Origin of the sequence: Pseudoduganella sp. UC29_71 (genome assembly GCF_042693265.1) — a bacterium.
In the GTDB taxonomy this organism is placed as follows: domain Bacteria; phylum Pseudomonadota; class Gammaproteobacteria; order Burkholderiales; family Burkholderiaceae_D; genus Rugamonas.
Genome location: NZ_CP170549.1, coordinates 5,628,788 through 5,644,348, shown reverse-complemented (window position 1 = coordinate 5,644,348; position 15,561 = coordinate 5,628,788). Strand labels below are relative to the sequence as shown.

Genomic DNA, 15,561 nt, shown 5'->3' with positions numbered 1-15,561 from the left:
CTAATATTCTTAGGACATGTTCAACATTGTTCACTCAGGAGTCATCCCATTGTCAACGCAAATTTCATTCCTTGGTATCGGCTTGATGGGAGAGCCGATGGTGCGGCGCCTGCTGCACGCCGGTTTTGCCGTCACCGTCTGGAACCGCACGGCCAGCAAGGCCGAGCCGCTGGCTGAATTCGGCGCCATGCCGGTGGCCGACCTGGCCGACGCCGTCAGCTCGGCCGACGTGGTGATCTCCATGCTGGAGGCGGGGCCGGTGGTGGGCCTGGTGATCGAGGCGGCGCTGCCTTCGCTGCGGCCGGGCGTGCTGTGGATAGACATGAGTTCCACGCGCCAGTCGGAGGCGCAGGCGTTCCACATGCGGCTTACGGCCGGCGGCTGCCGCTTTGTCGATGCGCCGGTGTCGGGCGGCGTGGGCGGGGCGCAGGCCGGTACGCTGGCCATCATGGCCGGCGGCAGCGCCGAGGATTATGCGCGCGCGGAACCGGTGTTTGCAGCCATGGGACGCTCGACACTGGTGGGGCCGGCGGGCAGCGGTCAGGTGTCCAAGCTGTGCAACCAGCTGATCGTGGGCGGCACGATCAATATCGTGGCGGAGGCGCTGCTGCTGGCGCAGGCGGCGGGGGCTGATCCGGCCGCCGTCCGGGCGGCGATACGGGGCGGTTTTGCGGAGAGCAAGGTACTGGAGGTGCATGGGCAGCGCATGCTGGAGCGGAATTTCATGCCGGGGGGACAGGTGCGCACGCAGTTGAAGGATCAGCACAATATCCTGGCGGCGGCAGCGGCGGCTGGCGTGCAGCTGCCGGTGACCGATTTGGTGACGCAGCGCTATGAGGCGATTGTGGATATGTTTCCGCAGGCCGATCATTCGGCGGCGCTGCTGGGGCTGGAGCAGCTCAATACGGGGCAGCGCGTGGGGAGTGGGCCAGATCAATTGCCGTAGCGGCGCTTGGCGGGTTACGCGCTTTGCGCTAACCCGCCCTACGAGAGCAGCGTTGGTGCGTTGATGGCTTGGGGTTGTAGGGCGGGTTAGGCGCGCAGCGCCGTAACCCGCCGGTCTCAGCGCGCCAGCGGCAGCGCCGTTTCCGCCAGCCGCACCCAGAAGCTGGCGCCGATGGGCAGCAGGTTGTCGTTGAAGTCGTAGCTGCCGTTGTGCAGCACGCAAGGACCCAGGCCGTGGCCGCCGTCGCGGTGGTCGCCGTCGCCGTTGCCGAGGAAGATGTAGCAGCCCGGCTTTTCCTGCAGGAAGAACGCGAAATCTTCCGCGCCCATGGTCGGCTCCACCTGGTCGTCCACCTTGTCGGCCCCGGCCACCGCCTTCATCACGTCCACCGCGAAGCGCGTTTCCTTCGCATGGTTCACCAGCGGCGGATAATTGCGCTTGAATGCGAAGTCCACTTCCGCGTCAAAGCCCGCCGCGATGTTCTCGGCCAGCACGCGCATGCGCTGCTCCACCAGGTCCAGCACTTCCGTGGTGAAAGTGCGCACCGTGCCCACCATCTTTGCGTCGTCCGGAATCACATTGGTGGCGCTGCCCGCGTGGATCTGCGTGATCGACAGCACGGCCGTGTCGAGCGGGCTCTTGTTGCGGGTGATGATGGTCTGCCACGCCTGTGCGATCTGCACCGCCACCATGATGGGATCGATGCCCTTGTGCGGCTGCGCCGCGTGCGCGCCCTTGCCGCGTATGGTGACGTGGAATTCATTGCTCGACGCCATCATCGGGCCTTCGCACACGCCGAAGGCGCCGGCCGGCATGCCGGGCCAGTTGTGCATGCCGTACACAGCTTCCATAGGGAAACGTTCGAACAGGCCGTCCTCTATCATGCGGCGCGCACCGGCGCCGCCTTCCTCGGCCGGCTGGAAAATCAGGTAGACGGTGCCGTCGAAGTCGCGGTGCTGCGCCAGATGGTGCGCCGCGCCCAGCAGCATGGAGGTGTGGCCGTCGTGGCCGCAGGCGTGCATCTTGCCCTCATGCTTGGATGCATGCGCGAAGGTATTAATTTCCTGCATGGGCAGCGCGTCCATGTCGGCGCGCAGGCCGATGGCGCGCCCGGACGTGCCGTTCTGGATGATGCCGACCACGCCGGTCAGCCCCAGGCCGCGCACCACGGGGATGCCCCATTCGGTCAGCTTGGCGGCCACGACGTCGGAAGTGCGCACTTCCTCATAGCAAAGTTCCGGATGCGCGTGCAGATCGCGGCGGATCTGCTGCAGTTCGGATTGAAACGCAATTATGGGTTCTACAAGTTTCATCTGGGCTCTCCAGTATTTTGTTCTTGCTGCGCGCCTGGATAAGGCGCCATGCCACATAGCGGTATTGCCATTGTAGCCTTTGCCGCCGCCGGATGGGGTAGCGCGGAATCGTTTACGATAGCGCTTTCGATGTTTGTTTTTGGACCCGCCCAGCCATGACCACCACCAGCCACGTCCGTGCCGCCTGCCCGCACGATTGCCCCGACACCTGCGCCATCATCGTCACCGTCGAAGACGGCGTCGCCACCGAAGTGAAAGGCGACCCGGACCACCCGCCGACCGCCGGCGTGCTGTGTACCAAGGTGGCGCGCTACACCGAGCGCACCTATCACGCGGACCGCCTGCTGCATCCGCTGCGCCGCGTGGGCAAGAAGGGCGAAGGCAAGTTCGAGCGCATCAGCTGGGACGAGGCGCTGGACACCATCGCCGCCAGGCTCAAGCCCATCGTCGCGCGCGCGCCGGAAGCGCTGCTGCCCTACAGCTACGCCGGCACTATGGGCCTGCTGCAAGGCGAGGCCATGGCGGGCCGCTTCTTCCACACGCTGGGCGCCTCCCAGCTGGACCGCACCATTTGCGCCACGGCCGGCGCCACCGGCTACAAATACACGGTGGGCGGCTCCATCGGCACCGACCTGGAGCAGGTGCAGGACGCCAAGCTGATCCTCATCTGGGGCGGCAATCCCATCGCGTCCAACCTGCATTTCTGGACCCGCGCCCAGGCCGCCAAGCGCAACGGCGCCAAGCTGATCGCCATCGACCCCTACCGCTCGCTGACGGCCGAGAAGTGCCACCAGCACATCGCCCTGCTGCCGGGCACCGACGCCGCGCTGGCGCTGGGCCTGATGCATGTGCTGATCGCCGAAGACTTGCTGGACCACGACTACATTGCGCATTACACGCTGGGCTTCGAGCAGCTCAAGCAGCGCGCGGCGGAATGGACGCCGGAGCGCACCGCGCAAACCTGCGGCATCACGGTGCGGGAAGTGGTGGAGCTGGCGCGCCTGTACGGCGGCATGGCGAAGAACGGCGAGCCGGTTGCCATCCGCACCAACTACGGCGTGCAGCGCGTGCGCGGCGGCGGCATGGCGGTGCGCAATATCGCCTGCCTGCCGGCGCTGGTGGGCGCCTGGCGCCACGCGGCCGGCGGCGTGCAGCTGTCGTCCAGCGGCTCCTTCCCGTCCAACAAGGCGCTGCTGCAGCGCACCGACCTGCTGCAGCGGCACGCCAAAGTGCCGCGCACCATCAACATGAGCACCATCGGCGACGACCTGCTGCGCCCCGCGTCGCCGGAATTCGGCCCGCAGGTGGAAGCGGTCATCGTCTACAACTCCAACCCGGTGGCGGTAGCGCCCGATTCGGCCAGGGTGGCAGCAGGCTTCGCGCGCGAAGACCTGTTCACCGTGGTGCTGGAACACTTCCAGACCGACACCGTGGACTACGCCGACATCGTGCTGCCCGCCACCACGCAGCTGGAACACGTGGACGTGCACACCTCCTACGGCCACCTGTACATGATGGCCAACAACGCCGCCATCGCGCCCATGGGCGAGGCCAAGCCGAACACGGAAATCTTCCGCCTGCTGGCCGCCCGCATGGGCCTGGACGACCCCATGTTCCGCGAAAGCGACGACGAACTGGCGGCACAGGCTTTCAATACGAAAGACGCGCGCGCCGTGCACTTCGACTGGGACTCGCTCAAGCAGAAGGGCTGGCAGCGTCTGAACATGCCGGCCGCGCCGTTCGCGCAGGGCGGCTTCCCCACGCCGTCCGGCAAGTGCGAGTTCTATTCGGCGCAGATGCTGGCCGACGGCCTCGATCCGCTGCCCGCCTATATCGCGCCGTACGAGTCGCGCGCCAGCAATCCGGAGCTGGCGGCGAAGTACCCGCTGGCCATGATCTCGCCGCCGCAGCGCAACTTCCTGAACTCCACCTTTGTCAATGTGACCAGCTTGCGCGCCACCGAGGGCGAGCCGCAGCTGGACATGCACCCGGACGACGCCGCGCAGCGCCGCGTGGCGCACGGCGATATGGTGCGCATATACAACGATCGTGGCTCATTCGTATGTAAATTGCGGGTCACCGACAAGGCCCGCGCGGGCCTCGTGGTGGGCCTGTCCGTATGGTGGAAAAAGCTCGCCGGCGACGGCAAGAACGCCAACGAAGTGACCAGCCAGCGCCTTACCGATATGGGCCGCGCGCCGACTTTTTACGATACACTGGTTCAAGTAGAGAAAGCGGCGTGAGAGTGAAAAATGCGCAAATTTGCCCGACAGTTAATGCGTGCCAGGTTCTGGCTGGCGGCGGGCGCGTGCGCATTGATGCTGGCCGGCTGCGCCCAGTTTAAGTACTACTTCCAGGCGGCCCAGGGCCAGTATGCGCTCTGGTCCGAAGCGCGCCCCATCGAGGACTGGCTGGGCGACCCCGCCACCGATCCCAAACTCAAGGCGCGCCTGGAAAAGGCGCTGCTGATACGCCGCTTCGCCGTCAAGGAACTCGGCCTGCCGGACAACGCCAGCTACCGCAACTACGCCGCCCTGAACCGCCCCTATGTGCTGTGGAACGTGGTGGCCACGCCCTCGCTGTCGCTGCGGCCCATCCAGTGGTGCTTCCCCATCGCCGGCTGCGTCAGCTACCGCGGCTACTACAGCAAGGAAGACGCCGAAGCCTACGCCGACGAATTGCGCAAGGAGGGCAACGACGTGCAGCTGGGCGGCGTGCCCGCCTATTCCACGCTGGGCTGGTTCAGCGATCCGCTGCTGTCCTCCTTCATCAACTATTCGGACGCCGAACTGGCGCGCATGGTGTTCCACGAGCTGGCGCACCAGGTGGCCTATGTGCAGGGCGATTCGCGCTTCAACGAAGCCTTTGCCACGGCGGTGGAGGAAGCCGGCGTGCAGCGCTGGCTGGACATGTACGGCAACCCCGCCATGCGCGACGCCTACGACCGCTACAGCGCGCGCCGGCGCGACTTCCTCGAACTGCTGGTGCGCCACCGCGCGCTGCTGGCCGCCAACTACGCGCGCAAGGTCAGCGACAAGAAAAAACGCGAAGAGAAGCTGCGCATCTTTACCTCGCTGAAAGAGGAATACCAGCTGATGAAAATCAACAGCTGGGGCGGCTACGCGGGCTATGATCGGTTCTTCGCCGAACCGTTAAATAACGCCCATCTTGCGTCTGTTGCAACCTACAATGATTTTTTACCGGGATTCCGCGCCCTGCTGGCGCAGGAAAAAACCTTCCCGCGCTTTTATGCTGCGGTGCAAGGCATGTCCACCCTGAGCCTGCAAGAGCGCCAGGCCCGCCTGTTGCATCTGGGGCAGCCGCCGCCAACCCGGCCCGATACGGTTGCTACGCAATCGATAGTGTCGCCTGATCACTGAGATATGCTGCGTCGCAGCAAATGTTCCTTCGCACCTCAGTGGGTAGAGTAGGGGTTCAAAATCTGCAAAAGCGCTTGCATACTGGCGTTGCGCCCGATAGCATCTTACTCAGTTTGTGTACGAGCGTACTATTTTTTGTTTGCCCCCCAAAAAAACATATCAAGAGACGAGGCACAGGATGGAGAAAATTTGGCTGCAGTCGTACCCCCCCGGCGTTCCAGCGGAGATTGATCCGAACCAATACCGCTCGCTGGTGCATTTGCTGGAAGAGTCCTTCCAGAAGTATGCGGACCGCAATGCATACGTCTGCATGGACAAATTCCTCACCTATGCCGAACTCGATACGCTGTCCAAGCGCCTGGGCGCGTGGCTGCAAAGCCGCAGCCTGAAAAAGGGCGCGCGCGTGGCGGTGATGATGCCCAACGTGCTGCAATACCCGATCGCCATCGCGGCCATCCTGCGCGCCGGCTACACCGTGGTCAACGTCAATCCCCTGTACACGCCGCGCGAGCTGGAGCACCAGCTGAACGACTCGGGCGCGGAAGCCATCCTCATCCTCGAAAACTTCGCCACCACGCTGGAGCAGGTGCTGCCGCGCACCAAGGTCAAGCACATCGTGGTTGCCAGCATGGGTGAAATGCTGGGCGGGCTGAAAGGCGTGATCGTCAACTTCGTGGTGCGCAACGTGAAGAAGATGGTGCCGGCCTTCTCGCTGCCGAACGCCGTGCGCTTCAAGGATGCGCTGTCGCAGGGCGCCAACATGAAGCTCACGCCGGTGGAGCTGAACGCGTCCGACGTGGCCTTCCTGCAGTACACCGGCGGCACCACGGGCGTCTCCAAGGGCGCCACGCTCACCCACCGCAACATCGTCGGCAACCTGCTGCAGAACGAAGCCTGGGCTCAGCCGCGCCTGAAGACGCTGCCGCCCAACGAGCCGCTCACCATCGTGTGCGCGCTGCCGCTGTACCACATCTTCGCGCTGACGGCCTGCGCCATGTGGGGCATGCGCATGGGCGCGATGAACATCCTGATCCCCAATCCGCGCGATATCGGCGGCTTCATCAAGGAACTGTCCAAGTACAGGTTCAACATGCTGCCGGCGGTAAACACGCTGTACAACGCGCTGGTGAACCACCCCGAGTTCAGCAAGCTGGATTTCTCCGGCGTGGTGATCTGCAACGGCGGCGGCATGGCGGTGCAGCAGGCCGTCAACGACAAGTGGCTGAAAGTGACGGGCGTGCCCATCATCGAAGGCTACGGCCTGTCCGAGACGTCGCCGACGGCCACCTGCAACCGCGCCGACGGCACCGAGTTTACCGCCACCATCGGCCTGCCGGTGCCGTCCACCGACATCGCCATCCTCGACGACGACGGCAAGGAAGTGCCGCTGGGCCAGCCGGGCGAAATCGCCATCCGGGGTCCGCAGGTCATGGTGGGCTACTGGAACCGCCCGGAAGAAACCGCCAAGGTGATGACGCCGGACGGCTACTTCAAATCCGGCGACGTCGGCGTGATGGACGCGCGCGGCTACGTCAAGATCGTGGACCGCAAGAAAGACATGGTGCTGGTGTCCGGCTTCAACGTCTACCCGAACGAAGTGGAAGGCGTGATTGCCGCGCATCCCGGCGTGCTCGAATGCGCCTGCATCGGCGTGCCGGACGAGCATTCCGGCGAAGCGGTGAAAGTGTTCGTGGTGCGCAAGGACCCGAACCTGAGCGTGGAAACGCTGATGGCCTACTGCAAGGAAAACCTGACCGGCTACAAGAAGCCGAAATACATCGAGTTCCGCGACGAGCTGCCGAAGACCAACGTTGGCAAGATCCTGCGCCGCGTGCTGCGCGACGAAGTGGTGGGCGAGAAGAAGAAAGCGGCATAACGGCCGGCCACCAGGCGCGACCGCCTGCTGGCCAGGCGGTTTTTTTATCGAATAATGATTGAACGAGGCTACAGATGGACAAGATTTGGTTGAATTCCTACCCCCAAGGCGTACCTGCGGAAATCGACAACACGCAATACAGCTCGGTGACGCATTTGCTGGAGGAGTCTTTCCGTCAGTTCGCCGACCGCAACGCCTATGTCTGCATGGACAAGTTCCTGACCTACCGCGAAGTGGACCAGATGTCCAAGCAGCTGGGCGCCTGGCTGCAAAGCAAGGGCCTGGAAAAAGGCGCGCGCGTGGCCATCATGCTGCCCAACGTGCTGCAATACCCGGTGGCCATGGCCGGCATCCTGCGCGCCGGCTACACGGTGGTCAACGTCAATCCGCTGTACACGCCGCGCGAACTGCAGCACCAGCTGAACGACTCCGGCGCCGAAGCCATCATCGTGCTGGAAAACTTCGCCACCACGGTGCAGCAGGTGGTGGCCAGCACCAAGGTCAAGCATGTGATCGTCGGCAGCATGGGCGACCTGCTGGGCGGGCTGAAAGGCGCCATCGTCAACTTCGTCGTGCGCAACGTGAAGAAGATGGTGCCGGCCTGGTCGTTGCCGGGTTCGATCAGCTTCAAGAAAGTGCTGGCCGAAGGTTCGCGCCTCACGCTCAAGCCGGTGCAGCTGGGCCACGAAGACATCGCCTTCCTGCAATACACGGGCGGCACCACCGGCGTTTCCAAGGGCGCCGTGCTGCTGCACCGTAACGTCATCTCCAACGTGTTGCAGAACGAAGCGTGGCTGGGCCTGGACACCAGCGGCAAGCAAGTGGTGTTCGTGTGCGCGCTGCCGCTGTACCACATCTACTCGCTGACCATCAGCGCCTTCATGGGCATGCGCTTCGGCGGCCTGAACGTGCTGATCCCGAACCCGCGCGACATTCCCGGCTTCGTCAAGGAACTGGCCAAGTACCCGGTGGTGGTATTCCCGGCCGTAAACACGCTGTACAACGCGCTGCTCAACAACCCCGAATTCGCCAAGCTCGACTTCTCCAGCTACAAGGTGTGCAACGGCGGCGGCATGGCCGTGCAGCAAGCCGTGGCCGACCGCTGGCTCAAGCTGACGGGTACGCCCATCATCGAAGGCTACGGCCTGTCCGAGACCTCGCCGGTGGCCACCGCCAACCGCGTCGACATCAAGGAATTCACCGGCACCATCGGCCTGCCTATCCCGTCCACCGAAATCAAGATCCTGGACGACGACGGCATCGAAGTGCCGCTGGGCCAGCCGGGCGAAATCGCCATCCGCGGTCCGCAGGTGATGGCCGGCTACTGGCAGCGTCCGGACGAAACCGCCAAGACCATGACGGCCGACGGCTTCTTCAAGACCGGCGACGTCGGCATCATGGACGAGCGCGGCTACACCCGCATCGTCGACCGCAAGAAAGACATGATCCTGGTCTCCGGCTTCAACGTCTACCCGAACGAAATCGAAGGCGTGGTCGCCGCGCATCCGGGCGTGCTGGAAGTGGCGTGCATCGGCGTGCCGGACAAAAACTCCGGCGAAGCGGTCAAGCTGTTCATCGTGCGCAAGGACCCCAACCTGACTGCCGAAGCCATCCAGGAATTCTGCAAAGCCGAGCTGACCGCCTACAAGAAGCCCAAATACATCGAGTTCCGCGACGAGCTGCCGAAGACCAACGTCGGCAAAATCCTCCGCCGCCAGCTGCGCGACGAAAAACAAGCCGCCTAAAAAGTTGCTCCCAAAATGGGGTCAGGGTTAATTAATAGTTGCACTTTTAATTAACCCTGACCCCATTTTGGTTGTTGAGGACGCTGAAGCGGGCGAGGGTGGAGATGGCGCTGGCGGGGTTGCGGACGTCGTCGAGGCCCTGGAACAGCACGCTGCTGCGCTCGGGCGTGATGTCGAACAGCATGTAGCCGCGCTTGTCGCTGCGGCCGTATTTGAGCTGCGGGTTCATGTCCACATATTGCAGCGTGCGCGCCTGCGGGCGCGAGCTGGAGGTGACGGAGGTGCCGCAGAACTCGGTGGCAATCACCGGGTTGCCGGCGCCGGACGGGCGGCGGCCGTCGCGCGTGAGCTCGGCGGCGTAGAAGGTGTGCACGTCGCCGGACAGGACCACCGGGTTGGCCGCGCCGCTCGCTTGCAGCGCGTCGTACAGGCGCTGCCGCGCGGCCGGGTAGCCGTCCCAGCCGTCGGTCCAGTAGCGGCCGTCGTCGCCGTTCACCAGCGGCACCTGGCTGCCGCCGGCCATCAGCGTTTGCTGCGCGAGGATGTTCCAGCGCGCTACCGATTCTTTCAATCCCTGTTCCAGCCAGCGCTGCTGCGGCGCGCCCAGCATGTCGCGCGCGGGGTCGCGCAGCGCGGCGCATTCGCGCCAGTAGACGGAGCTGGAGCCGCCGCGCCCCACGGTGCAGGCTTGCGGCGTGCGGTACTGGCGGTTGTCGAGCACGTGGAAGCGCGCCAGCCGGCCCCAGTCGTAGCGCTGGTGCATGCGCATGGCGCCGTAGCGGCCGTCCGGCGCGTTCAGGCGGATGGGCTGGTGCTCGTAGTAGGCCTGGTAGGCGGCGGCGCGGCGCGCGGCGAAGATGGGCGAGAGGCGCTCGTCGCGGTCGCCGGCGTAGTCGTTGGCCACTTCGTGGTCGTCCCAGGTGAGTATCCAGGGCGCGGCCAGGTGGGCTGCCTGCAGGTCGGCGTCGCTTTTGTACTGCGCGTAGCGGGCGCGGTATTGGTCCAGCGTGAAGCTTTCGTCCACGCGCACGGCGCGCTGCGGGTGCTGGCGCTGGTAGGCGCCCCATTCGTAGATGTAGTCGCCCAGGAAGGCCACCAGGTCGGGCGCGGCGGCGGCGAGATGGCGGTGCGCGGCGTAGCTGCCGAACTCCCAGTGCTGGCAGGAGGCCACGGCCAGCTTGAGCGCAGCCGGCATGCTGTCCGGTGCGGGCGCGGTGCGGGTGCGGCCGGCCGGGCTGACGGCGTCGCCCAGCATGAAGCGGTACCAGTACCAGCGGCCGGGCTCGAGGCCAGTGACGTCCACGTGCACGCTGTGCGCCAGTTCGGGCGCGGCCAGCGCCGTGCCCTTGGCGGCGATGCTGCGGAAGGCTTCGTCGTGCGCCACTTCCCAGCGCACGGAGAAGGCCAGCGGCGGCATGGCGGCGGCGTTGAACGGGTCGTACAGGATGCGGGTCCACAGCACCACGGCGGTGGGCAGCGGCGAACCGGAGGCCACGCCGAGAGAGAAGGGATAGCCGGCGCCATTGGTTCCGGCGCCGGATTGCGCAGCACCGCCGCTGCGGCCGCGCGGCGGGCCGCGTTCGGCTTCGCTGCGCGCCAGCGTGACGCCGGCGGCGGCTACGGCAGCGGTGGCCGCCAGTGCGGACAGGCGGGCGCCGCTGAGCAGGAGGTCGCGGCGTCCTGCGTCCATGGGGTCAGGGCTACAGCAGCGTTTCCAGCGGCGGCACCTGGCGCGGCTTGCGGTCCGGGCCGGTGGCGACATAGGTCAGCGTGGCTTCGGTGACCTTGACGGTGCACGCCTGCAGGCGGTTGCGCTCCGCGTACACTTCCACGTTGACCGTGATGGAGGTGTTGCCGACCTTGATGATATCGGCGTAGAAGGACAGCAGATCGCCGACGAAGACGGGATTTTTAAACACGAAGGAATTCACCGCCACGGTCGCCACGCGGCCGTTGGCGCGCCGGGTGGCCGGCAGCGAGCCGGCAATGTCCACCTGCGCCATGATCCAGCCGCCGAACACGTCGCCGTAGACGTTGGCATCGGCCGGGGCGGGCATCACGCGCAGTTCCGGCATCTTCCCTTCCGGCAGGCCGCGGCGCTCGGCCGTATGGACGGCCGCCGTAGCTGGGGGTGTGGTGTTTTCAGGCGTGGTCATCGTGAAGTCTCGCTAAGGGCTACAATTGGGACTGATTGTAAACCACGGAAGCCCCGTTTCGCCATGCGCCGCTCAGCCACCTCGCCCCCACCTCCACCAGACGCCCCCGGCAAGCCGCCGCGCAGCGACCTGGCCACCCTGAAAACCCTGATCCCCTACCTGTGGGTCTACAAATGGCGCGTGCTCGCCGCGCTGCTGTGCCTGATCGGCGCCAAGCTGGCCAACGTGGGCGTGCCGGTGGTGCTGAAAAAGCTGGTGGACGAGATGACCGTGTCGCCGTCGCATCCGCACGCGCTGCTGGTGCTGCCGCTGGGCGCGCTGGTGGCCTACGGCCTGCTGCGCCTGTCCACCACCGTGTTCACCGAGCTGCGCGAGTTCCTGTTCGCGCGCGTGACGCAGCGCGCCGTGCGCACCATCGCGCTCAAGGTGTTCCGCCACCTGCATTCGCTGTCGCTGCGCTTCCACCTGAACCGCCAGACCGGCGGCATGACGCGCGACATCGAGCGCGGCACGCGCGGCGTCGGTTCGCTGATCTCGTACACGCTGTTCAACATCCTGCCCACGCTGGTGGAGATTTCGCTGGTGCTGGGCTACCTGGTCACCCACTACGACATCTGGTTCAGCGCCATCACCCTCGTGGCGCTGGTGTCCTACATCACCTTCACCATCACGGTCACGGACTGGCGCACGCACTTCCGCCGCACCATGAACGACCTCGATTCCAAGGCCAACACCAAGGCCATCGATTCGCTGATCAACTACGAAACCGTGAAGTACTTCGGCAACGAGGACTACGAGGCCAAGCGCTACGACGAGGGCCTGCAGCGCTTCGAGTCGGCGGCGGTGAAGTCGCAGACTTCGCTGTCCTTCCTGAACACCGGCCAGTCGCTCATCATCGCCACCGCCGTCACGCTGATCCTGTGGCGCGCCACGCAAGGCGTCATCGACGGCAAGATGACCCTGGGCGACCTGGTGCTGGTGAACGCCTTCATGATCCAGCTCTACATTCCGCTCAACTTCCTGGGCGTGATCTACCGCGAGATCAAGCAAAGCCTGGCCGACATGGAGCGTCTGTTCTCGCTGCTGGACCAGAACCGCGAAGTGGCCGACGCGCCGGACGCCAAGGCGCTGCACACGCAGGGCGCGCAGGTGCGCTTCTCGCACGTGGATTTCAGCTACGAGTCCAAGCGCCAGATCCTGTTCGACGTGGACTTCACCATCGCGGCCGGCACTACCACGGCGGTGGTGGGCCACAGCGGTTCGGGCAAGTCCACCTTGTCGCGGTTGCTGTACCGCTTCTATGAAGTGAACGCCGGCGCCATCACCATCGACGGCCAGGACCTGCGCGCGGTGACGCAGGATTCGCTGCGCCACGCCATCGGCATCGTGCCGCAGGATACGGTGCTGTTCAACGACACCATCGAATACAACATCGCCTACGGCAAGCCCGGCTCCAGCAAGGAAGACATCGTGGCGGCGGCCAAGGCGGCCTCCATCCACGACTTCATCGCCAGCCTGCCGGACGGCTACGCCACCATGGTGGGCGAGCGAGGGCTGAAGCTGTCCGGCGGCGAGAAGCAGCGCGTGGCGATAGCGCGCACCTTGCTGAAGAACCCGGCCATCCTGATCTTCGACGAGGCCACCTCGGCGCTGGACTCGAAGGCCGAGCAGGCCATCCAGGCGCAGCTCAAGGAGATCGCCAAGCACCGCACCACCATGGTCATCGCGCACCGCCTGTCCACGGTGGTGGATGCGGAGCAGATCCTGGTGCTGGACCATGGCCGCATCGTGGAGCGCGGCACGCACCAGTCGCTGCTGGCGGCGGACGGCCTGTACGCGCAGATGTGGCAGCGGCAGCAGGCCAGGGTGGAAGAAGAAGTGGAGTAAAAAAAATGGCTTCCCGAGGGAAGCCATTTTTACGTGCGCGCCGCGTATTACGGCAGCGGCGAATCCGACAGTTCCTTGTCCAGCGGGGCAACCAGCTCGCCTTCCCACTTGGCCACCACGGCGGCGGCCACGCTGTTGCCGACCACGTTGGTGGCGGAGCGCGCCATGTCCAGGAAGTGGTCGATACCCAGCAGCAGCAGCAGGCCGGCTTCAGGGATGTTGAACTGGCCCAGCGTGGCGGCGATCACCACCAGCGAAGCGCGCGGCACGCCGGCGATGCCTTTGGAGGTCAGCATCAGCACGGCCATCATGGTCAGCTGGGTGCCGAGCGACATTTCAATGCCGTAGGCCTGCGCGATGAACACGGTGGCGAAGGTGCAGTACATCATCGAGCCATCCAGGTTGAAGGAATAGCCGATCGGCAGCACGAAAGAGGCGATGCGGTTGCGCACGCCGAAACGCTCCAGGCCCTCCAGCGTTTTCGGATAGGCCGCTTCGCTCGAGGCGCAGGAGAAGGCCAGCAGGGCAGGGCCTTTCATTTCGCTCATCAGCGAGAAGATGCGGCGGCCCAGGAACACGAAGCCGGCAAAGATCAGCAAGCCCCACAGCACGGCGATACTCAGATAGAACTCGGCCATGAACACGCCGTAGGTGCCCAGCACGCCCACGCCGCTCTTGGCGATGGTGCCTGCCACGGCCGCGAACACGGCCACCGGCGCAAAGCTCATCACGTAGCCGGTCACCTTCAGCATGATGTGGGCAATGCCGTCCACCGCGTCGATCAGCGGTTCGGCCTTCACGCCCACCGCGGCGGCGGCGGTGCCGAAGAACAGCGAGAAGATCACGATCTGCAGGATTTCATTCTTGGCCATGCCGTCCACGATGGAGGCCGGCACCAGGTGGGTGATGAACTCTTTCAGCGACAGGCCGGAGGCGGCGATGCCGGAAGGCGTGGTCACCGCAGGCAGGTGGCCCACCAGGGCGTCGCCAGGGCGGAACAGGTTAACCATGATGAGGCCCAGCAGCAGCGACATGACGGAGGCGATGAAGAACCAGCCCAGCGTCTTGAGGCCGATGCGGCCCACTTCCTTGGCGTCGCCCATGCGCGCAATGCCCACAACCAGGGTGGCAAACACCAGCGGAGCGATGATCATCTTGATCAAACGCAGGAAGATGGTGGTCAGATAGGACATATACTCGGCAAAGGCGCCGGGATTGGCCAGGCTGACATTGGCGAAATACCCCACGACGATGCCTAGCACCAGGCTAACCAGGATGTAGGTTGTCAAATTGTTGCGTGTTTTCATAGGCGGGGTTTCCTGTGGTAGTGTCTCTAAACTGCGCGCCATTGGGTAAATGGCCGGTAGAATATTGTTAGTCTGATTAATAACTGAGCAAGTGTCGCAGTATCCTTGCGCGCCAGAGGCATGTCAAGCAACTGTGTCGCTTGGAATACATCGCGTCGGATACAGCTTGCGGGGCCGAATTTTAAACGCAAAAAATGATAGCCATAAAAAAACTCAATAAATGGTACGGCCAGTTCCAGGTGCTCACCGACTGCAGCACCGAGGTGGCCAAGGGCGATGTCATGGTCATTTGCGGCCCGTCCGGCTCCGGGAAATCCACCTTGATCAAGACCGTCAACGGCCTGGAGCCCTTCCAGGAAGGCGAGATCGTGGTGGACGGCATCTCGGTCGGCGCCAAGGGCACGGACCTGCCGGCGCTGCGCGCGCGCATCGGCATGGTGTTCCAGAATTTCGAGCTGTTCCCGCACCTGTCCGTGCGCGACAACCTCACGCTGGGCCAGATCAAGGTGCTGGGGCGCAGCAAGGACGAGGCCACCGAGCGCGGCCTGAAATACCTGGACCGCGTGGGCCTGCTGGCGCAGCAGGACAAATTCCCCAACCAGCTGTCCGGCGGCCAGCAGCAGCGCGTGGCCATTGCGCGCGCGCTGTCGATGGACCCGATCGCCATGCTGTTCGACGAACCCACCTCCGCGCTGGACCCGGAAATGATCAACGAAGTGCTGGACGTGATGGTGGGCCTGGCGCAGGAAGGCATGACCATGATGGTGGTCACGCATGAAATGGGCTTTGCCAAGAAGGTGGCCAACCGCGTGGTCTTCATGGACAAGGGCCGCATCCTGGAGGACTGCTCGAAGGACGAATTCTTTGGCGCCCCGCGTTCCGAGCGGGCGAAGGACTTTTTGGCGCGCATCATCCACTAGGCAAGGTGTAGCGCCTCACGTTGTTGAACTC

General features: G+C 64.6%; 11 protein-coding genes. 7 read left to right on the top strand and 4 right to left on the bottom strand.

What is annotated here, in order from left to right; all coding sequences use genetic code 11:
• The first annotated feature begins 16 nt into the window (after positions 1-16).
• Positions 17-946, top strand: a complete 930-nt coding sequence (locus ACFJI2_RS25130) for an NAD(P)-dependent oxidoreductase (RefSeq protein ID WP_377702374.1) — start codon at positions 17-19, stop codon at positions 944-946.
• Positions 947-1,062: 116 nt separating this feature from the next.
• On the opposite strand, the gene ACFJI2_RS25125 is transcribed toward ACFJI2_RS25130, so the two are convergent.
• Positions 1,063-2,259, bottom strand: coding sequence for an amidohydrolase (locus ACFJI2_RS25125; RefSeq protein WP_025595668.1), 1,197 nt, complete (start codon positions 2,257-2,259; stop codon positions 1,063-1,065).
• A 155-nt stretch (positions 2,260-2,414) separates the two neighbouring features.
• Here ACFJI2_RS25125 and ACFJI2_RS25120 point away from each other — a divergent pair, with 155 nt between their 5' ends.
• From ACFJI2_RS25120 to ACFJI2_RS25105, 4 genes are all read left to right on the top strand, one after another.
• The gene (locus ACFJI2_RS25120) at positions 2,415-4,502 is read left to right on the top strand and encodes a molybdopterin-dependent oxidoreductase (protein WP_377702373.1); all 2,088 of its coding nucleotides are present in this window, start codon (positions 2,415-2,417) and stop codon (positions 4,500-4,502) included.
• 33 nt (positions 4,503-4,535) lie between these two features.
• Positions 4,536-5,639, top strand: coding sequence for an aminopeptidase (locus tag ACFJI2_RS25115; RefSeq protein ID WP_377702372.1), 1,104 nt, complete (start codon positions 4,536-4,538; stop codon positions 5,637-5,639).
• Between the two features lie 178 nt (positions 5,640-5,817).
• Positions 5,818-7,515, top strand: a complete 1,698-nt coding sequence (locus tag ACFJI2_RS25110; protein WP_377702371.1) for a long-chain fatty acid--CoA ligase — start codon at positions 5,818-5,820, stop codon at positions 7,513-7,515.
• 74 nt (positions 7,516-7,589) lie between these two features.
• Positions 7,590-9,260, top strand: a complete 1,671-nt coding sequence (locus tag ACFJI2_RS25105) for a long-chain fatty acid--CoA ligase (RefSeq protein WP_377702370.1) — start codon at positions 7,590-7,592, stop codon at positions 9,258-9,260.
• A 46-nt stretch (positions 9,261-9,306) separates the two neighbouring features.
• On the opposite strand, the gene ACFJI2_RS25100 is transcribed toward ACFJI2_RS25105, so the two are convergent.
• The gene (locus tag ACFJI2_RS25100) at positions 9,307-10,950 is read right to left on the bottom strand and encodes an alkaline phosphatase D family protein (protein WP_377702369.1); all 1,644 of its coding nucleotides are present in this window, start codon (positions 10,948-10,950) and stop codon (positions 9,307-9,309) included.
• A 10-nt stretch (positions 10,951-10,960) separates the two neighbouring features.
• Positions 10,961-11,335: an acyl-CoA thioesterase gene (locus ACFJI2_RS25095; protein WP_181259929.1), complete on the bottom strand. Its 375-nt coding sequence runs from the start codon at positions 11,333-11,335 to the stop codon at positions 10,961-10,963.
• A 144-nt stretch (positions 11,336-11,479) separates the two neighbouring features.
• Between ACFJI2_RS25095 and ACFJI2_RS25090 the strand changes: the two genes are divergently transcribed.
• Positions 11,480-13,303 carry an ABCB family ABC transporter ATP-binding protein/permease gene (locus tag ACFJI2_RS25090; protein WP_377702368.1) on the top strand — a complete coding sequence of 608 codons (1,824 nt, stop codon included), beginning with the start codon at positions 11,480-11,482 and terminating at the stop codon, positions 13,301-13,303.
• Positions 13,304-13,350: 47 nt separating this feature from the next.
• Here the strand turns inward: ACFJI2_RS25090 and ACFJI2_RS25085 are convergent, their stop codons facing one another.
• Positions 13,351-14,610 carry a dicarboxylate/amino acid:cation symporter gene (locus tag ACFJI2_RS25085; protein WP_025595775.1) on the bottom strand — a complete coding sequence of 420 codons (1,260 nt, stop codon included), beginning with the start codon at positions 14,608-14,610 and terminating at the stop codon, positions 13,351-13,353.
• A 194-nt stretch (positions 14,611-14,804) separates the two neighbouring features.
• On the opposite strand from ACFJI2_RS25085, the gene ACFJI2_RS25080 reads away from it, so the two are divergent.
• Entirely contained in the window at positions 14,805-15,530 is a 726-nt protein-coding gene (locus ACFJI2_RS25080) for an amino acid ABC transporter ATP-binding protein (RefSeq protein ID WP_377702367.1), read from the top strand.
• The last annotated feature ends 31 nt before the right edge of the window (positions 15,531-15,561 follow it).